Raw genomic sequence first — 21,121 nt, 5'->3', positions numbered from 1 at the left:
GAAGTTCTTTTTGCTTTTTCTCTTTAAAGGATAGGGAGAAATATGGACATGAAATTAAATCCAATAAGCTAGAGTTTTCATAACGTTTGCATGGAGGCTCATTAAATTTTTTATATTATAGGGCAACTCCTCTGAACCTGCTGATTTTGCTTTTTGCCCATGCGATACTTCGTCTTTTTGCATTTGTTCCACAATTTTTCGGCTTTTAATATCGGCAGTGGGAAGTTTATGTAAATGATATTCTAAATGTGCCTCGACTTGTTTTTCTGTTTCTTCAATAAAACCAAGGCTCAATCGATCCCCCGCAGCACCAGCTAATAGTCCTATGAGGAAGGCATTAGTATACCAAAAAACATTTAAATAGCTGACGTGTCCCCCTAATTCCTTTATACGATCTCTGCACCATACCAAATGATCAGTTTCTTCCTTAGCTACTGTTGCTAATATTGATCGAATCTCTGAATTTTTAGATAAAACCATTTGTCCACGATAAAGTGCTTGAGCACAGACTTCTCCACTGTGATTCACCCGCATGAATCCAATACTGCTTCGTTTTTTAGACGGAATAAGAACTGGTTCTTCAGTAAATTTCTCGGCTGGACTTTGTCGTTTAGCTCTGGATTGATTAAACACAGTTTCTACAAAATTATGACATTGCAAAATGATTTCATCGAGGAAAGAATAATGACGAAGGTTATTATTGTTCATATTTACTCTGTGAGATTAATTCAAGTACTTTCATCCTGTAAAAAATTTTTCCGTTTGCTGAGAAATCATAAATTATCCACACTTTACCTGGTAATGCGTATGTGTTACAATTGTTTTTTAATTGTTGTGTAAAAACCAGTCGATAATGATATTGGGTAATTTTACGGCGTAGGGAAAATCCAAAATTTGCTAGGCATCAACATGAAGATAATGATTTGTAATATCTTGATGTTGTAATGATGGATTTCTTTATAAAAATGCCCTATCAGTTAATTTAAAGAAAGTCAGATTCATACGTCAATCCTAATTTCTTTTTAGAAATTAGGATTGACAGAATTGTTAATTGCCCATTTGGTGTTAAAAGAGTGCCCTATGCCTTGCTCTGAAATGTAAATACAATCCACTCAAATAACATCGAGGGTGTTACTGATGATAGATAGGATGACTAACTAAGAGGTTTTGAATACAAATCTTACAATTAGTGAAGAGGTCTTTCAATTTGCATTCTAACCTAATTAATGACTTGAATGCAGTTGTTGGCATTTTCACAATCAATATTACCTTTAAAATCGAGCACGCTCTTGATTTCTGCAAGGCAGGAAAAGTAAAAGTACTAAATGTAAACACCCAATATTAATATTAACCAATAACAATAATTGTTCACGAGATTTCTCTGTTCTATTGACTATTTTAATTGTATGCCAAAACTGTTTTTAGACAAATATTGCACAATGAACCGGAAATTCAGATTAACGATTATCAAGACTGAAAAATATCTAGAATCCCATACACTTTGATCACTTAACTAGATAGTATGCTGCTTTATGACAGATAATAGTACACACACCATTATTGAAACAGCAGTCTTTAGCAGAATTCACTGAAAAAGCAATCTTGATAATCCTAAATCTTTTGCAGCAATGTGCTATACAGAAGCCCGCCTTTCTCCATATGCTCAGCTAATAAAAGCTGAGCATATGGAGAAAGGGCTGTGGATTGGATCCCTAATTTTGATGGTACTTTAAAAGAACCTGCCTTTTTACCGGCTCGCTTGTCTAATATATTATTAAATGGGGCTTCAGGAATTGCGGTTGGTATGACAACAGATATCCCACTCCATAATCTTTCTGAGGTGGTAGATGCCTGTGTGTGTTTATTGGATAACTCCAAAGCTACTTTAAAAGATATAATGAAATTTATTCGAGGACCCGATTATCCTACGTCTACTGAGATTATAACTCCTATTAGTGAAATTCGAACAATCTATCATACTGGACAAGGAAGTTGCGCATGCGCGCGACTTATCAGAAACAAAATGGAGAAGTTGTAATTTCCACCTTACCTTATCAAGTTTCTAGAAATCGAATTTTAGAGCAAATTTCAGCACAGATGCTTACTAAGAAGCTTACTGCTGTGAGCGATACTTGCGATGAATCCGACCATGAAAATTCCATACGGCTTGTTATTTCTCTTCGCTCTAATCGAGTAAATATTGATAAACTTAGGTGCATTTGTTTGCTACCATAGATTTAGAACACAGTTATCGAACTAATCTGATAATAATTATCTTACTTTTTTCGATAAACAATACCATAAGTTTGTCTGAGATAGGGATTGTTTTAATAGAAAACGCCGTCTTCCATAAAAAAATTAAATAGAAAAAGCTCAACTAAAATTCCTGCTTTTTTCTATTTATCCAATTTGTTCTCTTCTTGAAATCTCTTCCTTAGACTGAAGAAATGATGAAAGTTTAAAACACTAAGAAAAAATTATTTAATAAAGCAGCTCCGTTTGAAATCCCCGGGTTCTAAAACTATTTATTTTGAAGTAATTGATTAGTAAGGAAGTAGACGCATGGATTTAAAAATTGCTTATTACTGCGCTTATAATCAGAATCAGAAAAGGATAAAATAGTTACCTGTTTGTTTAACGAGGCATTCATGTCTAATTGGCAACTTTTTTTAAAAAAAGCTATTACCGATCCAGATGAGTTATACCGCGAATTAGCACTTAATCCCAATATGTTTCCTCAAACTCCGAAAGTAATAGCTCATTTCCCCTTACAGGTCCCTAGGGCATTTCTTGCACGCATGGAAAAAGGTAATCCGCAAGATCCTCTATTACTGCAAGTGCTACCACAAGTAAGAGAGCTCATTAGCTCTCCAGGTTACTGGCTAGACCCTCTTAATGAAAAGAAATCAAATAGAATACCTGGTCTCTTACATAAATATCATGGGCGAGTGCTGCTTATACTAAGTAGCGCTTGTGCAATCCACTGTCGCTATTGCTTTCGCCGTCATTTTCCTTATGAGGAAAATACACCCGGAAAAAAAGGATGGAATCGAATTTTCGATTATCTAAAATCGGATACATCCATCACTGAGATTATTTTAAGCGGTGGTGACCCTTTAATGATGAAAGATAATATGCTAACCGAATTTGTTTCTTCTCTTGAAACGATAGTACATCTCAAACGTCTGCGCATTCATACACGTTTACCAATTGTCATTCCCGAAAGAATTACAGATGAACTTATCAATTTGTTAGAATATACAAGATTATCACCCACAATCGTTATCCATTGTAACCATCCAAATGAAATTGATGAATCTGTTGCAAAAGCACTTCATTCTTTACGGAAGACAAGAGTAACCTTACTCAATCAATCTGTTTTATTAAAAAATATCAATGATAAAGCGGAAATTTTAATTCGCTTAAGTGAAGATTTATTTGAAGTCGGAGTTCTGCCTTATTATTTGCATCTCCTTGATCGGGTACAAGGAGCTGCACACTTTGAAGTAAGTGAAGCACAAACACGATATTTAATCGCAGAAATTATAAAACGCCTTCCAGGTTATCTCGTCCCTAAATTAGTACGAGAAATTTCGGATGCTCCAGCAAAGGTACCCGTTTCTATAACTCTTTAAGATTGCGCACTAGCAGCCTCTTCTTCATTAATCAGAGAATTACTTACCTTGGATTACCACGTTGAAATTTAATCAGTTTTTATATTGGTGCAAAATTATACGTCCCGCCCTATATCCCTTTAATAGTCTGATTAATGTTGACTTCTTTTAAACGGCGCAAAAATATTTCAAGTAAATTACGCCCAATTCACCCTCAGATAAAGCTTTAAGGGATACAATTACCATACCCGAAAATTATTTCGGATTTTAAGCATTTTCTTTTACATTTAGAACTACTATGCTGTCCACCTTTTAAAAACTTCGAGGTAGTCTGCTACCTCGGTGTCCTTGTTCTCCTTGAAAGTTGAATAACGCATCAGTTTTTAACGTTAGTTATCGTTTCTCAGCATAAAGAACTAAGGTACTCTTCTCTTTTAATAATGCTAATGCTACACAGTATTCTTCGCGGTCTCACCCGAGCAGGAGGAATTTGAATAATTTTATCTCCTCTTCCTTTTTTTAATTCAGATAATTTAGAAATTGGAAATACTAGTAATCTTCCTTCTGAAGTAATAGTTGCAAGATGTTGCGATTCTTTATCTGCTACTCACAAGGGATCCATATCTTTCGCGCCCTTAGGAACTTTAAGCACTGTTTTTCCACTTCGACTTTTTATATATAAATTAGATAAAGGCGTTAAAAATCCATAGCCGGGTCAGAAGCTAATAAGTAAAGATCTTCATTTTTACCTATTAAAACTGCAACAAAATGAGTTCCAACTTCAGATTTTAGTCGACTTGTTAACGGCTTACCTACCCGCGTACGGATTTTAATGTATGTGCTGATAACGTATAACTTTTTCCGGCTGAATCTAAAAAAATAGCCAACTCATTTATGCACCCTTGAGTTTGCATTAAAAATTCATCTCCTGAACGATAATGCAATCCTAGACCATCAATATTATGTCCTTTTGCCGCGCGGACCCAACCTTTTTTAATAAAATAACGGTAATAGGTTCTGGAAAAATCATCTTTTTTCACGAATAACTTTCGCAAGAGGTCTTTCCACTAAAGGGGGCCGACGTTTATCGCCATAATTTTTTTTATCAGCTGTTAATTCAGATCGAATCAATTTTTTTAATTTTATTTTTGATGCTAAGATTTTTTCGATTTTTTGCCGTTCTTGAGCTAATTTCGTCTGTTTCCATAGATTTTCTTTTCTTCAAGTTTAACCAATTGACGTAGTTTAATTTCGAGAATAGCGTTAGCTTGGCTTTTCGCTAAGTTTAAATTGTTTTATTAAAATAAGTTTTAATTTATATTCTTTACGAATAATTCCAATAATTTTTTCTGAATTTAAAAAAGCAATAATTAATCCATTGAGAATGTGTAATTGTTTAACAACGACTTATAACCGATATTGTAATCGTTTTTGAACGGTCTGCATTCGATAATTTAACCATTCTTTTAAAGGAGAAAGTAAGTCTTTAACTTGTGGTCGACCGTCAACTCCTATAATATTCAAAATCTCAGACAAACTTATGGTATTGTTTATCGAAAAAAGTAAGACAATATAATAGAGCTCAATGCAGTTGGATACGTAAATAACTTTCCAAGTTAAGAATCAAATTAAATATTTAAGAAACTCTACGTATGTAATCGATTTCCAAATATAAAGTCAGAACTGATAAGACTTAAATTTTCTCATGGACTAGCTTGTTAATTATTCTGACCAAGAAAATTTTCTGTTTTTACCTTGTTTTAACAAAGAGAAAAGCAAGATATGACAAAGAAAATGTTGAAAATTATTATATTTCAAAAGTTAATACACTATTAAACATGCACTGTGGCCGATAACATAGAACAACAAAAAGAAATTAATGAATTGTTGTTTGAGAGAATAGCACCTATAGATCTAAGAGATATATTCAATTAATTTTTTTTGGATTACTAGAAGAATTTTCTAAAAAAATCTATGAGAGTATAGCTAAATAATAACTTAAAATATAATAAATTGATTTTAAAAAGCGAGTCTAATGACAACAAACACGGCTTCACATCATTTCATTCTCTCACAATAATGCTAATGAAAGTAGAAAAGTGATATATTTTTATTTAATTCGAAAAATTATTGGAGTAATTTCATTACCTTATTTTTTTATTTGATACACCGGATTTAATAGCGCATTTATATTTTTGAGAAAATCTTATTATATAAGCAGTGATTAAGAGATAGAAAACAGAATATGGATAAGCATCAATTTTATAATTGTGTGAAAGAGACTAATGGGAAAATTTATATGTACACTATTTTTCAAAAATTATTATACATATCCATTTTTCACTTTAGGTATTCAGACAGGAATGATAGTAATCATTCCTGTCTGCACTCTTCTTGATAAGAGAAAAATGCTTAGCATTAGATGAATAATGTTTGATCTGAAAGTATAACTAATAGAAGATTAACGATGTAAATCTATTTAGAAATGCTGGTGGTGATTGGTTAGTTTTGTGATAAGAGACCTATTTAAACCATTTTGATATGTATCTCTACAGTAAATAAATTATTTTATGCTCGGATGGCCGATGAATTCATGATTATCCGTCTTAAAATATGACAATCTAATTTGAAAGATTGGAGAGATATTAGAGTAGAAATTATTTCCGCATTTTTTTAAAAGCTTTACTTTATTTAATGAATTCTATTGATGTAGTTTTTATTTTAATTAATTATTTGAAGTTATTTTTTAATTTAGATGGAAGATCTTTAATAGAATAGGTCTATCATGTATTAGAAACAGCTGCCTCGAATATTTTAGATCAGTTCTTAAAAAGTATTCAAATGGGATTATTTTCTCGGAACGCTAAACTTCATTATTTATTTTTCTTTTTCTTTATTATTCGATGTACCAAGCAGGATTTTTTGATGGATGATCCGATAACATCATTTAATATTCGTATAATTACCCTATCTGTTTTTACGTTGCAAGTTTTATTACTATTCATCCTACTTATTTCTCTACTTTAACTAGAATAAGATGATGCTCTGTTGTTAGTTGATATCTATATAGGTGTTATCAGTTAAATTTATATCCTTTATCATGTACGGGTAGGAAAAGACTGACGAAAGAAACAATTTGAAAAAATAATAATAGAAATTAAATCAGTATTATATAAAATAGCAAATATGAATTTAAAAGGGGGTTTTCTGGCACTGTAATTAATTTAATTTTATTCTTGCCCTTATCATAATATAATAATACTCATCAGATTTTATAAACTGATTTTGCTACATAAGGTTATCCCTTCAAAATTTCTCTTTATAAAATGGGATTATAATAGAAAGTCTGAGAGAACGCTAAATGAGTCTATCCAACTTTTGTCTTTTTGATACAATCTTTCACTAATTTTCATTATTTAAATTCTATTAGACGAATACTAATGATGCTCTTTTTATCAGAAGGTAACATCAGTTTGATTATATAATTTCAGTTAAGGAGAACAACAGACGTTAAATTTTCTAAATCAATAATGGGCTCTAATTCAATCGTGATAGTTTTTTTATTTGAAAGTGCTTAATATATAGAAATTTTCTGTTTCAAATTCAAAAATGAAAAATATTCCAGAAAGATTAATAGATTGTGATTCTAATTTTAATTGTACGATTAATGTTTAGTTAACCGACATCGAAAGTCTACCAAACATCATACTTTTTCTAAGAACATTTAAATCTATATATCAATCTCATCGTTTCTAGATTTTTCTTATATTTCCTAATAGCTTAATGCTTCCGACATCATATCGAACTCGATAATTGTAGGTTACACCAATTTTTTGAGTGCCCGCGAAAACTCACGTTTTCTCTTTGCAAGAGAGTAAACTAAATAGTCTAAAAATAATCAGCTAGATAGAAAATATTAAAATATTAGCTGTAATCATAAAATGATACCTGTTCATGTATTATCTTTCTTATTTAAAGGATAAGACAGCGACAAGAACCAATTTCTAGGTGGAAACAATCCTTATACCGAAGAATGGAATCACTTTTTCTAGAACATGGTCAAGAGTATATACTTATCATATGATATGTTACGATAAATCGAACTATTTGCCCCTTTTAGTAGTATGTTTGGTGAACGCAAGTAACCTATGAAAGGTACGGTATTCTCGTAAGTTGTAGTTAAGATCTAATATTCAAAAATGGCTATGGGTGGGTTCGAACCACCGACATCAGCATTATGAATGCTGTGCTCTAACCAGCTGAGCTACATAGCCGCAGAGAACTTAAGAGAAAAGTGCATTTTGGAAGATTTTCTATAAGCTTGTCAAGTTACTGATTACCCACCCGAAAGTACATTATATCACCATCTTGTACAATATAGTTTTTACCTTCAAGACGCCATTTACCTACATCTTTAGCACCTTGCTCCCCATTAAATTGGATATAGTCATTATAGCTAATAACTTCAGCTCGGATAAAATGCTTTTTAAAATCGGTGTGTATCACACCAGCAGCTTGAGGTGCTTTAGAGCCACTTGGACAGGTCCATGCTCGAACTTCTTTAGCGCTAGCAGTGAAAAAAGTAATTAAACCCAATAACTCATAGCCTGTTTGAATGACGTAATGTAATCGAGACTCCTTGATATTAAAGCTTTTTAAGAATTCTATCTGCTCTGAAGGAGAAAGCTCTACGATTTCTGCTTCAAGTGCTGCACAGATAGAAACTGCTTTCGCATTCTCTTTTTTGGCATATTCAAAAACTTGTTCCAAAAAAGGCTTATTAAAGAAGCCTTCTACGGACACATTTGCGACATACAATACAGGCTTTATAGTTAAAAGTTGATAAGGTCGCAACAACAATTCTTCTGCTTCTGTTAATTTCAAGTTTCGTAATGATTTTCCTTTATTTAACCAATGTTTAAATTTTTCAAACAAACGTTGAGTATCGCGAGCTTTTTTATCCTCGCGTTTCGCATCTTTAATAAGTTTAATTAAAATTTTATCGACTGCTTCTATATCTGCTAATACTAATTCCGTATTTATTATCTCAATATCTACAATGGGTTTAATGGTTCCAGAAATATGCGTAATATTTTCATCCTTAAAGCAACGGACAACATGAGCAATAGCTTGAGTTTCAAGAATATTAGAAAGGAACTGATTGCCTAATCCTTTTCCTTCAGAAGCACCAGCAACAAGACCAGCGATATCGACAAAGTTGACAGTGGTTGGAATGATTTTTTTTGAGTTCACAATTTTAGAAATTTTTTTAAGTCGTTTATCGGGTACTGAGATGATTCCCACATTAGGTTTAATAGTACAAAAAGGATAGTTAGACGCCTCGACACCTGCCTTTGTCAATGCATTAAATAATGTAGATTTTCCGACGTTAGGTAAGCCAACAATTCCGCATTTAAAACCCATTTTTTCTTTTCTCATTCATACAAGTCAAAAGGAAAGTATATCAACTATATAAATTACTTATTGCTTTTTGAAACTCACCGATTATTAATTCTCCAACGACGGATAGCCCTTTTTCGATAGCCTTAAGAATAGCACTTCGATCACTTTTTGAAGGAAGGCTTAGTACATAAGAAGAAACCAAATTTCTATGTTTTGGACGGCCGATACCAATCCGTAAGCGATAAAAATTAGTGGTTCCTAATCGTTGAATAATATTACGTAATCCGTTGTGTCCTCCGTGCCCTCCATTTTCTTTTAGACGAATATCTCCGACTGAAAAGTCTAATTCATCATGCACCACTAAAATTTCTTGTGGGTCCAATTTATAAAACTGAGCCACAGCAGTTACTGCTAGGCCACTTTCATTCATATAAGTGCAAGATTTAAATAACCAACAATAATTCCATTTACCAATTACTCCATGAAATTTATTTTCTTTATACAAGAGTTGCTGTTTTCGATCAGCTAGCGTTTCGACAAACCAGGCTCCTACATTATGCCGTGTCTTAGCATATTCATCACCTGGATTTCCTAGACCAACAATGAGTTTAATCGCATTTCCCAAAAGTGTTTATCTCTTTTCTTTAGTTCCAGTTCTTTCTGATTTACTAGTTAGTTATTATTTCTCTTCAGGATCTCCCGATATAACTTCTTCCGTAACTTTAGCAGTTATGCTGCTGTTAGCATCTTCAGCCTCAATATCCGCTTTACTTACTCGTGGCAGATGAATATTCACAATGGGCAAATCATTTTCGTCCTCGATAGCAGTAGCTAATTCAACCCCGGAAGGCAACTTAAGGTCCGATAAATGGAGCGATTTATCCAAGCCTAACTTAGAAATATCCACTTCGATATATTCCGGTAAATCAGAAGGGAAACATCTGATTTCTACATTAGTTTGAAGATGAGAAACGATACCACCAGATTCTACCCCTAAGCATTCTTCTTTGCTAATAAAATGCAGAGGAACATGCATAGTTAGTTTTTCGGATGCTTTAGTACGTTGAAAATCAATATGAAGAATTTCAGGTTTTGTCTGGTGACGTTGTAGATCTTTCAGGATCACTTTTTGTTTCTTATCGCCGATTTTGAGTATCAAAATAGAAGAAAAAGTGGCTTCATTCTCTAAAGCTTTTAGTATATCTTTCTGAACCAAACTGATAGGCTGAGGAGCCTTTCCTGCACCATACACGACACCTGGTATTTTATCATGAAATCGGCGTATATGTCGTGCTGCTCTTTTTCCAGTGTTTTTACGTAACTCTGCCTGAAATTCAAAACATTCAGTAGCCATATTTTACTCTCCCATTTTTGAATTAGGCATTTTACTGAGATTTAACTAAAAAAGAAATCCTCATAGATAAAACCTGCTAGACGTAAATATCAAAGTTACATTAGTCTTTAAATTAATCTTCCGAACTACAAGAAAAAGTGGTCTAGTGGAATATAAGTGATATGCTTTACAAAGGAATTATGTTTCTATCTTCCATAGCTCTGCTTGATTTTATAACTGTCATACCGCATCTCTTTCTGCTATACAACCAAAATCTCAAGTGGGTCACTACCTGTCATCTACGATGAGTAATAGAATGTTTATTCTCTCATATTTTACTGTTTCTATGACAATAGTCGGAAAGTTGGGAGATTATGTTCAGTCATCAGAAAATTTTTTACGTAGATATATCTTATTTACGATTACTCCCGTTATGACAGTAGGTTTTTTTATTATCAAAAATGTTAACTATTTCTCGCTTTTTTTGATAAAGTTTGGTTTATTTATTATCTGCTTTCTTTACTGTATAGTCTCACTGAAAAAGGCTTACCAATTAATTAGTTGTGATTATTAAGATTTATGGTTATTCAATATAATCGGTTGTGAGTTTTTTATTTATTGTTCAAAAAGTAGAAGCAAACCGTCATTTTCTTTATTGATGTTTAATTACTTATGAAACCTTTATTTTTTATTGCAATAGTGATTTGTGTATTTGTGTATGTAGTTGATAAATCATTAAAAGTATTTTTATGAGTTTTTATATTGGAACAACTGAGACTTTATTTTATTTAATTATGGATCTTTCAAACTCTATTCTCTCTACCGTACCACGTATTTTTTAGTATTTTGGACTATTTGTAAACCGGTGTCATGAATTAAGCTCCATTGTGCTGTCTGTGTTCAGAATAAGAGAGTTGGTTGCGTAGTATTTACACTTTTTATTGAGTTATTCAATACATATAAACTTACCGTTTTGATTTTTCAAAATGCCAGATCGAGTCATTCAACAAATTTCTTTTTGATAGCTTTAAAAATAGAGAAAACACGTTAGGAGAATCACAAATACATGCAATTAGTCAGTTTTATTACACATCCTTACAAAAGAACTTCTGACACATAATTACCGGTTTTTAGCTCTTCTCAATAAATTTTATCGTTATGACAAATATTACTTGACTAAACAATTAATCTAAAAACATTGAGCTAACCGATTCTTTCTGATTAATGCGAGAAATGGTTTCAGCAATAAGACGGCTGAGCGAAATTTGTTTGATTTTGATACAATTTGCAGCTGCTTTTTGTAGAGGAATAGTGTCGGTGACAATAAGTTCATCAATCGCAGATTCTATAATGTTTTCAATAGAATCCCCTGACAAAACTGGGTGAGTACTATAGGAAGAGACTTTTACAGCGCCCTTATCTTTTAGAGCTTGAGCAGCATGGCATAAAGTACCAGCTGTATCCACAATATCATCCACAATAACACAATGACGTTCCTCTACATTACCAATAACATTCACGACTTCAGTTTGATTAGGTTCAGGACGGCGTTTGTCAATAAACGCTAAATCCGAATCATTTAGCCGCTTAGCAATAGCGCGAGCACGTACCACGCCCCCAACATCAGGGGAAACGATCATGGGATTTTCTAACTTCTCGAGTAAGCGATATTCTTCTAATGCGGTAATACTAGCATAAATATTGTCCACCGGTATATAAAAAAATCCTTGGATTTGATCTGCGTGGAGATCAACAGTGATTAAGCGGGAGAAACCGACATTTTGCATCATATCAGCGATCACTTTCGCGCTTATAGGTACCCGAGAAGAGCGGACTCTACGATCTTGACGTGCATAACCGAAATAAGGTACAACCGCAGTAATACTCGTAGCAGATGCTCGACGAAAAGCATCCCCCATTAAAATTAATTCCATAACATTTTCATTGACTGGATAACCAATCGAATGAATAAGATAAATATCTCGGCCTCGAACATTTTCCTGGATTTCAATTCGAATCTCGCCATCGCTAAAGCGAGTAACTAACATATTACCAATAGTCGTATTCAATGCTTTCGCTATGTTAGCAGCAAGAGTAGGATTAGCACTGCCGTGGAAAATGCGAATATCGCTGAAATTAGACACAAAATTTCCTTTGAGAAAATACCGTTGAAAAAACACCTTATCTGGGGTGCCAGGATTCGAACCTGGGAGTGCTGGGATCAAAACCCAGTGCCTTACCGCTTGGCGACACCCCAACAATTAGACCGAAAATAGATAAATTATAGGCCATATTAGCAGTTTTAGCATTCCTGTCAAACTTGAGAGCATGTTTAATAACTATCATTCTTATTCCTTAATTAAAATTAAGACTTTTTAAGATCAGAAAGTTCATCTCTTGCATTTCAAAAATTCTTGTTTGAGTTTCCTAAGAATCTAAATTATCAAGCTTTGACAATGTCTCAAATAGAAAAAGAAATCCCTGTCTAGTTGAAAATAAAGTTTGATGTAAAAAACAGAATCATTATAGTATATCGAAAATTGGATTTTCCAGCTTTATTGTAAGACAAATAACAGAAATCCATCAAACTAATTACTGTTGCAATAACTGTTCTAATGTATAAGTAACATAATAGCGCTTAAGGAGAGCAACACAACATTACAATTTTAGGTCTCCGGATATTTCAATACTATAAAAATAAATACCTGTAGGTAAAATGAATGAGTGAGTTGAGGTAGAAAATAGGAGAGATTAATAACACTGAACCGGTTTGGTATAAATCCATACAGAGAAATTAATCTCAAATAAATTTTACGGGGATCCTTTCTTTTAAAGTTAATTGTGGAAAGACTAACTCCACTTTGACATTTTAACAATTTGCTTTAAGGTAATTACATGCTAGTCGAAGATTTGCCCCCCCCAGATCCCATTGCTAAGCTTTACAGCAATCGCTTGAAGTTAAAGATTATTGAGGAAATTACTAAACAAGGACCTCTCACTTTTGCATTTTATATGTACTTAACTCTTTATTCACCTGGTCTTGGATATTATAGTGCTGGTGCACATAAATTCGGCAAAGTAGGTGATTTTATTACAGCTCCTGAAATTTCTCCCATTTTTTCTCAATGTGTGGCGCGTCAATGTTATCAAATATTACAAGATTTAAACGGTGGCGATATTCTCGAACTTGGCGCGGGTACTGGAATAATGGCAGTCGATATATTAAAAGAACTTAATGACAATCAATGTTTACCTAATCATTATTTCATCTTAGAAGTCAGTGCGGATCTTCGAGAACGTCAAAAAGCACGTCTTCAAAAAGACGTTCCAGAATTATTTAATCGCATTGTTTGGCTAAATCAATTACCCACCGATTTTGTAGGCGTTATTGTTGGAAATGAAATAATGGACGCCCTGCTGGCTCACAAATTTAAAGTTGAAAATAACATTATCAAAGAAATTTATGTAGATTGTAAAGAAGGAGAATTTTTTTGGAAAATAGCTGGCCCATCATCATCTGATTTAATTTGGCAAATTGAAAATTTAGGAATCGATTTTCCTGATGATTATGAATCCGAAATTAATTTATTATTGGCACCGTGGATTGTTTCGTTAGCAGATATTCTAAAAAAAGGACTAATCTTATTAATCGATTACGGATTCCCAAGGCATGAATATTACCACCCAGATCGTAATAGAGGCACCATTGCCTGTCATTATCGACACTATAGTCACTTCAATCCACTTATTTTTCCTGGTATTCAGGATATCAGTGTCCATGTTGATTTTACAACTGTTGCGGAGGTGGCGGCCCGTAATCAATTAATCGTAGCAGGATTTATTCACCAAGCAGGTTTTTTACTCAACTGTGATATCACTTCATTCGCTTCTTCACCAGAAAACATAGTAGAACATTATCAAATTACACAACAAATTAAGAGATTAACATTGCCTAATGAAATGGGTGAGTTATTTAAAGTAATTGCCTTAACTCGTGATTATAATGCTACTTTGCTCGGCTTTACAAGTGGAAATCAAATAGCTCGCCTTTCATGATTACATATTTTGTTCTGGAGATAATATATCTGATACAATTGAGAAGCGAATTGCTTCCAGTCGTAATGTTTCAAGCGCTTTTGCGAAATTTTCCCCTTTTAACTGTCTTTCTTGTAAGGGTTTAACGTTAATTGATTTAATGGCTTTAATAGCTTTTTTAATTTTATCATTATTCTTTACTAACGCTGGATAAAGCGATGTACAAATAAAAAGAAATTGTTCAAAACGTTTGTCTCGCCGTAATGCGTCGGTTTTAAGGATGAAATTCAATAATTCTTTTTCATTTGTTCGGCTGACATATTTATATATTCCTTGGAATCGTGAAATCATGATTGCTAAATCGGAATATTCATTTGGAACACGATATTGTAGAGCCAATTTTTGAATGACTTTAGGTGAAAGATCACTTAGCAAGGCAGCAAATCGCATAACAGGAGATGGGGTTCTACTTGCGATTTGAGATAAAGCATTTACACCTTTGTTTTCAGGATGCAGAGCGTAAAATAAAATAGCTAAAGCACCACAATCATGTAATACTGTAAAAAATCGGGTAGGAGCTTTGTTAGCAATTGCACGTACCAGTTCTTGCCAAACTCGATTAGGTATTAAAGCATTCACTTCCCCTTTATTTGTCATTTCTTTCATCAGATCTAATGTTTCAGGGTGAATGGAAAATTCAGGAAATTTTGTTGCCAATCGGGCCAAGCGCAAAATCCGCACGGGATCTTCTTGAAAAGCTGGGGATACATGACGCAAAATCTTATTTTTTAAGTCCTGTTGGCCACCATAAGGATCAATAAGCTTACCACTCGGTGTTTTAGCTATAGCATTGATGGTTAAATCTCGACGTTTTAAATCCTCTTCGAGCGTCACATTGGGAGTCGTATAAAAGCTAAAACCTTTATAGCCCTTAGTTGTCTTTCGTTCCGTACGAGCAAGTGTGTATTCTTCATGAGTCTGGGGGTGTAAAAATACCGGAAATTCTTTTCCAACTGGTTTAAAACCACGAGTAATCATTTCTTCCGGTGTAGTACCTACTACAACCCAATCTTTTTCTCTTACTAGCAGACCTAATAATTCATCACGAACAGCTCCACCCACCAAATAAATTCTCAACTGTGTTATCCTCTCTGATTTATCGTTTAACCCTATCTTACTTTGTAAGTAATCTGTGAGTAGAAAAACTGCTACTCCTGAAGGTTTGTCTAGGAATCTTTATTAAGATTATGAGTAAATTACATAGATATCCGCAATACACTTTATCTAGAATAGTTGGTTGGCTTGCTGACCGTCAATGGGGTCTAATTACACGGATCTTAATTTGGTTGTTTGTCCGTTTCTACGATGTTAACATGAAAGAAGCACAGAATCCTGATATCCAATCATATCACTCATTTAATGCTTTCTTTACTCGACATTTAAATTCTACTTTACGGCCAACAATTACGACTGACCCTCAAGCTGTTGCTTCGCCTGTAGATGGGATTATCAGCAAAATAGGACAGTTAAAAGGGGAAACAATCCTTCAGGCAAAAAAACACAGTTACACTGTAACTGAGTTATTGGGTGGCAATAGCGAACAAGCAAAAATTTTTCGGGAGGGTATGTATTTTACAGTATATTTAGCTCCAAAAGATTACCATCGAATCCACATGCCAATTGATGGACATTTGCTAGAGATGGTATACATACCTGGTTACCTTTTTTCTGTCAATCCTTCTTCGGTTCAGACAATTCCGTTGTTGTTTGCTCGAAATGAGCGAGTAGTATGTTTATTCGAAACACAAATTGGTTTTATAGCTGTCGTGATTGTGGGTGCTATCTTAGTAGGAAGTATTAACACCATTTGGCACGGTACTGTAACTTCTACTATCCAACGTGCTATTTCAGTATGGAATTACCGAGAAGAGAATATTCATCTAACTCGAGGTGACGAATTAGGTCATTTTAAAATGGGGTCTACAGTGATTTTATTATTTCCATTACATAGAGTACAGTGGGAATCTCATTGTCAAACTAATAGTCGTGTTTTTTTTGGTGAGAAGATTGGAACGCTAATAAGATAAAGAGTTTTCAATTTGAATTTTGGGAGAATAACCTACAATTAGGTAGAATGAGATTGCGCTCTCTTTTTTAACTGTTCAGCAGTTACTCAAAGTGAACAATGGTAGTAAATTTGCAGTGACTGTAGAAATGAGCTTGAGTTCTTTCGTAGGTTTAATCCAGTTACTTTATGTTCACGTTTATATCTAATTTTAGTGATGATGACTGAAGTTGCAGCAGACGTTAATTCTAAAATAGACTAAGATTCAGGGAGTAATCAATCTAAATGGAATTAAAAATTTAGTCTATTTTAGATTTTCGTCTACAAATGTAAAGATATTAAAGAGGTGACATTTTTTGATCATCTGTAAAATCCATATGGGTAAAAATAATTATTCCGATCACTAAAAAATTCGTGAGGTGGTAGTTCTAGAAATGCGTGTATACTGGTTTTTAGAGTAAGTTTCTCAAGACAAGAATTAAAATACTATTGTAAAGTGGATTATACCGCATTAGGTATTAGATATTACATCTTTACAATTGGCTAAGCGACATCCGCTGGAAAAGCAATGACGTCCTTAATTTGTCGTTTTTTTGTTTTAATCATGAGCAAGCGATCTAACCCTAAAGCAACTCCAGCGCAAGGAGGTATTCCAGATTCTAAAGCAGCAAGTAAGCGACGATCAATCTTGATCTTGGAAAGTCTTCTTTCTTGACGTTTTAAAATATCTTGTTCGAAGCGAAAACGTTGTTCCTGGGAGTTGATTAATTCTTCACAGCCGTTCGCGCACTCTATTCCTTCAATATATAATTCAAATCGTAAAGCAATATTTGAGTCTTTAGGGTAGATTTTAGCCAAAGCTGCTTGGGAAGACGGAAAATTATAAACAAACAGCGGTTGATTAAATCCAATTTTCGGTTCGATGATGTGAGAAAATAGAAACTGTAATAAAGTATCGCGATCTTTATAATCTTCAGCATTTTCTAGTGAAAACTTTTGAGCTAAAGCTTGTAACTCCTTTAATAAAACTCGAAATGGATTAATCGATAGGTATTCTATGAATAATGCAGCATAAGTTTTTCGAGCGGCTTTTTTTGTTTGTAGGATAAATTTTAATAACTCATCTACTTCATTCATTAAATTTTGATGACTAAAATCTGGTCGGTACCATTCTAATAAAGTAAATTCGGGGTTGTGTTGAGATCCAATTTCACCGTTACGGATGGCTTTGCAAATTTGATAAATTGGTCCACTTCCACTAGCAAGAAGCCGTTTCATGGCATATTCCGGAGAAGTTTGTAAATAATATTGGCGTTTTTCTTTGTGACTATAGTAAATTGTTTGGAAACTTTCAATATGAATATCGGTGACGGTATATTTTGATAAGAGGGGGGTTTCGACTTCTAGGATATCCCGCTCAGCAAAAAATTGCCGAATATTGGAATACAATGTTGCACGCAATCGTTGATTTATAAGAGAAGCAGTTGGCTGCCAGTTTAAATCGGACATTGATTTTTATTTATTCAGAAAAGTTAGTTAAAATATTATCTGTCATCGTTTCTTGAATAAGATTGAATAGAGGCATTTCAAGAAATGTGTTGTAGATTACTTCGCTCGTGAAACGTATTCTCCACGACGAGAATCTACCCTAATCACTTCTCCTTCATGTAAAAACAATGGAACCTTTACTACAGCACCGCTTTCAAGTTTTGCACGTTTTGTTCCGCCAGTAGCTGTATCACCACGAATCCCGGGCTCTGTTTCGACAATCCTTAATTCCACGAAAATAGGAGGATCAACCGATAGGGGAGCGCCATTCCACATAGTCACTGTACACAACGCTTCTTCTTTGAGCCACTGTTTCGTATTCTTTATTGCTTCAATTGAAGCAGCATATTGTTCATAAGTTTCTGGAACCATGAAATGCCAAAATTTTCCATCATTATATAAATAATGCATTTCTATTTCGACCACGTTAGCAGCAGACAGGGTTTCACCAGATTTAAAAGTGCGTTCCAATATCCGGCCTGTTTTTAAGTTGCGAAATTTAACACGATTAAAAGCCTGGCCTTTACCAGGCTTAATAAATTTATTCTCAATGATGCTACAAGGGTCTCCATTAATCATGACTTTTAATCCGCTACAAAACTCGTTCGTGCTATATATTATCATCAAAATCTCTTGAGATTGGTATCACGATAGTTATCATATGTTCATGTCAATGATCTTACAAGTTGCTGTACCAAAGCCGCTGTATCAGTGTTTTGATTATTTAGTGCCCACCTCGCTTAATAATGTAAAATTACAACCGGGTATTCGTCTAAAAATTCCTTTTGGCCGAAAAGACTGTATAGGCGTGTTGATGGAAGTAAAATCTCATTCTTCCTTGCCCATTGGACGTCTTAAGCCTATCAAAGCAATCCTCGAAAAGGAACCACTTATTCCGCCCTTTTTGCTTAAATTGTTTCAATGGGCGAGTGATTATTACCATTATCCTATCGGGGTAGTTATTCTAGGTGCCTTACCGAGGATTTTTTGTCAAGGAAAACAGGTTATTAAAGCTCATGATAATATTAGTTCGTATATTCCGCAAGCTCCTTTAAATTTAAACCACTATCAAAAAAATGCTGTTGCTACAATTAACAGTAGCCATAATTTTCAGACTTTTTTGCTTTTAGGAATTACCGGGAGCGGAAAAACTGAAGTTTATTTGCATTGTATTGAAGCATTAGTTAAGCAAGGAAAACAAGCATTGGTGTTAGTTCCAGAAATTGGGTTAACGCCCCAAACTGTAAAGCGATTTCGTGAACGATTTAATGTACCCATTGTTATTTTGCATTCTAATTTAACTGATAAGAAACGCGCTCAAGCTTGGCTAATGGCTAAAAAGGGTATAGCTAAAATTATTATTGGCACTCGCTCAGCTATTTTTACTCCTCTTCTTAACATTGGTATTATTATTTTAGATGAGGAGCATGATACTTCATTTAAACAACAATCGGGTTTTCGTTATTCTGCACGTGATTTAGCTGTAATACGTGGCCAGTTTGAAGACGTTCCAATTGTGCTTGGTTCAGCAACTCCTTCATTAGAAAGTTTTTATAACGTTAAACGTGAACGTTATGAATTATTATTGTTACCCAGCCGAGTAGGTAGTGCTTCCTTGCCTTGTATCACAATAATGGATTTGCGTCAAAAGCAATTAATGGCAGGGATGAGTGACGAATTATTAATTGCTATTGAAAACCATATTAGTAATAACGGCCAGGTTTTATTATTTTTAAATCGTCGGGGTTATGCGCCTACTCTGATGTGTCATGGTTGTGGGTGGATAATACATTGTAACCGTTGTGATGCGCGGTTAACTTTTCACTATCAGCCTCAACGACTTTACTGCCACCATTGTGGTTCTAATAAAAAAATTCCTACCGTTTGTATACAATGTAAACACCAGGAATTAATCGATGTCGGTTTAGGTACAGAACAATTGGAAACGGTTTTACGAAAGCGATTTCCGGATTATGGTATTGTGCGTATTGATCGCGATAGTACCCGCACTAAAAATAGTATGAAAGAAAAATTAGATTTGATTCACAACCGAAAAGCATCGATTTTAATCGGAACTCAAATGATTGCCAAAGGTCATCATTTCCCTCACTTAACTTTGGTAGCAATTGTAGATGCTGATAGCAGTTTGTACAGTGTTGATTTTCGTGCTGCGGAACGAATGGGACAACTACTAATTCAAGTGGCAGGTCGTGCAGGCCGTGCAGAACGAAAGGGTGAGGTATTTATTCAAACGCATCATCCTACAGACCCTTTACTTACTTTTTTATTAAAGGAAGGGTATGCTGCATTTGCAGAGGCTTTGTTGAAAGAACGTAAAGCAGCTCGGTTACCACCTTTTTCTTACCTAAGTTTATTACGTGCTGAGTCTCCGAAGCCTATGCTTCCCTATGAATTTTTATCGGAAATAAAACAAAAAATCCTTGTTAATAAAGGTGTTGAAATTTTAGGGCCAGTTGCTGCTAGCATGACACGTAAAGCAGGACGGTACCGCTATCAATTACTTTTTCAATCCAAACATCGTGCGTGTTTGCATCAAGTACTAACCAAATTAATCCCTTTACTTCCAACTCAACATACAAAGGTACGCTGGACTTTAGATGTGGATCCGCAAGAGATAATTTAATCTTAGAGCTCTTTAGAGCGTTCTAAGCCTAATCTAATAGAGCTAATCTTAATCTTATTTATGCCTATCGTAAATAAGTTAAAATAAGTGAAAGGAATATCTGATAAAAAGCTTCGAAGATCTAAACCATATAATGATGACCATTAAAAACAAAGATGTTGAAAATTCACTAATCAGTTTGAAACGATATTAAAAATCAAACAGAAAATAAACGCATCTCTGAGAGTTAATTAGCTAGCTGGGTGAAGTCGGTCCTAATATCAAACTCTTTATAAAATAATAATCTTATGAATTTAATTATTTAAGGAAAATTTTTCTTCTTACTATACGGGCTTATTTCTTCTTACTTTTGTTTTTAACTTATGCCAGGCTTCCTTTTATCATACAAGGATGATAAAAGGAAGCCTCTGTTAATTTGGTTAAGATTTTCTGCATGATCGTTAAGTAGATCATTTTAACTTGAATAGGAAAGTAGGTGT

Annotated in this window: 13 protein-coding genes, 2 tRNA genes and 1 pseudogene; 5 read left to right on the top strand and 11 right to left on the bottom strand. The window is 34.1% G+C overall.

Annotated features, from left to right (window positions below; genetic code table 11):
• Nucleotides 1-54 precede the first annotated feature (54 nt).
• Nucleotides 55-708, bottom strand: coding sequence for a 2-polyprenyl-3-methyl-6-methoxy-1,4-benzoquinone monooxygenase (gene coq7 / locus ONG85_RS01065; protein WP_264435739.1), 654 nt, complete (start codon nt 706-708; stop codon nt 55-57).
• 896 nt (nt 709-1,604) lie between these two features.
• Between coq7 and ONG85_RS01060 the strand changes: the two are divergent.
• A pseudogene (locus tag ONG85_RS01060) lies at nt 1,605-2,273 on the top strand (DNA gyrase subunit A); the annotation flags it as partial.
• Between the two features lie 375 nt (nt 2,274-2,648).
• Entirely contained in the window at nt 2,649-3,635 is a 987-nt protein-coding gene (gene epmB, locus ONG85_RS01055; RefSeq protein WP_264435738.1) for an EF-P beta-lysylation protein EpmB, read from the top strand.
• A gap of 791 nt (nt 3,636-4,426) precedes the next feature.
• Here epmB and ONG85_RS01050 read toward each other — a convergent pair.
• From ONG85_RS01050 to ONG85_RS01020, 7 genes are all read right to left on the bottom strand, one after another.
• Complete coding sequence (locus ONG85_RS01050) at nt 4,427-4,654, bottom strand: hypothetical protein (protein WP_264435737.1); 228 nt, start codon at nt 4,652-4,654, stop codon at nt 4,427-4,429.
• Between the two features lie 3,160 nt (nt 4,655-7,814).
• Nucleotides 7,815-7,888 (bottom strand) — tRNA-Met (locus tag ONG85_RS01045).
• A gap of 55 nt (nt 7,889-7,943) precedes the next feature.
• Nucleotides 7,944-9,038 (bottom strand): redox-regulated ATPase YchF, encoded by a 1,095-nt coding sequence (gene ychF / locus ONG85_RS01040; protein WP_264435736.1) that lies wholly within the window; start codon nt 9,036-9,038, stop codon nt 7,944-7,946.
• 40 nt (nt 9,039-9,078) lie between these two features.
• The gene (gene pth, locus ONG85_RS01035; RefSeq protein WP_264435735.1) at nt 9,079-9,642 is read right to left on the bottom strand and encodes an aminoacyl-tRNA hydrolase; all 564 of its coding nucleotides are present in this window, start codon (nt 9,640-9,642) and stop codon (nt 9,079-9,081) included.
• A 54-nt stretch (nt 9,643-9,696) separates the two neighbouring features.
• Nucleotides 9,697-10,371 (bottom strand): 50S ribosomal protein L25/general stress protein Ctc, encoded by a 675-nt coding sequence (locus tag ONG85_RS01030; protein ID WP_319640523.1) that lies wholly within the window; start codon nt 10,369-10,371, stop codon nt 9,697-9,699.
• 1,163 nt (nt 10,372-11,534) lie between these two features.
• Nucleotides 11,535-12,494, bottom strand: a complete 960-nt coding sequence (locus ONG85_RS01025) for a ribose-phosphate pyrophosphokinase (RefSeq protein WP_264435734.1) — start codon at nt 12,492-12,494, stop codon at nt 11,535-11,537.
• A gap of 41 nt (nt 12,495-12,535) precedes the next feature.
• A tRNA-Gln gene (locus ONG85_RS01020) sits at nt 12,536-12,607 on the bottom strand.
• A gap of 638 nt (nt 12,608-13,245) precedes the next feature.
• Between ONG85_RS01020 and ONG85_RS01015 the strand changes: the two genes are divergently transcribed.
• Nucleotides 13,246-14,406, top strand: coding sequence for a class I SAM-dependent methyltransferase (locus ONG85_RS01015; RefSeq protein WP_264435732.1), 1,161 nt, complete (start codon nt 13,246-13,248; stop codon nt 14,404-14,406).
• Here ONG85_RS01015 and ONG85_RS01010 read toward each other — a convergent pair whose 3' ends face one another.
• Nucleotides 14,407-15,558: a multifunctional CCA tRNA nucleotidyl transferase/2'3'-cyclic phosphodiesterase/2'nucleotidase/phosphatase gene (locus ONG85_RS01010; RefSeq protein WP_319640528.1), complete on the bottom strand. Its 1,152-nt coding sequence runs from the start codon at nt 15,556-15,558 to the stop codon at nt 14,407-14,409.
• Between the two features lie 74 nt (nt 15,559-15,632).
• Between ONG85_RS01010 and asd the strand changes: the two genes are divergently transcribed.
• On the top strand, nt 15,633-16,472 hold the full coding sequence (asd, locus tag ONG85_RS01005; protein WP_264435730.1) for an archaetidylserine decarboxylase: 840 nt from the start codon (nt 15,633-15,635) through the stop codon (nt 16,470-16,472).
• A gap of 521 nt (nt 16,473-16,993) precedes the next feature.
• On the opposite strand, the gene epmA is transcribed toward asd, so the two are convergent.
• Together epmA and efp are read right to left on the bottom strand one after the other, a co-directional pair.
• On the bottom strand, nt 16,994-17,959 hold the full coding sequence (gene epmA, locus ONG85_RS01000) for an elongation factor P--(R)-beta-lysine ligase (protein WP_264435729.1): 966 nt from the start codon (nt 17,957-17,959) through the stop codon (nt 16,994-16,996).
• 96 nt (nt 17,960-18,055) lie between these two features.
• A complete protein-coding gene (gene efp / locus ONG85_RS00995) occupies nt 18,056-18,622 on the bottom strand; it encodes an elongation factor P (protein WP_264435728.1) in 567 nt (188 codons plus the stop codon).
• A gap of 43 nt (nt 18,623-18,665) precedes the next feature.
• Between efp and ONG85_RS00990 the strand changes: the two genes are divergently transcribed.
• On the top strand, nt 18,666-20,642 hold the full coding sequence (locus ONG85_RS00990; protein ID WP_264435726.1) for a primosomal protein N': 1,977 nt from the start codon (nt 18,666-18,668) through the stop codon (nt 20,640-20,642).
• Nucleotides 20,643-21,121 lie beyond the last annotated feature (479 nt).

The sequence above is a fragment of the Coxiella endosymbiont of Dermacentor marginatus genome (assembly GCF_907164955.1).
Taxonomy (GTDB): Bacteria; Pseudomonadota; Gammaproteobacteria; order Coxiellales; family Coxiellaceae; genus Coxiella.
The sequence above is the reverse complement of the archived record's forward strand: the minus strand, read 5'-3'. Positions and strand labels throughout refer to the sequence as shown.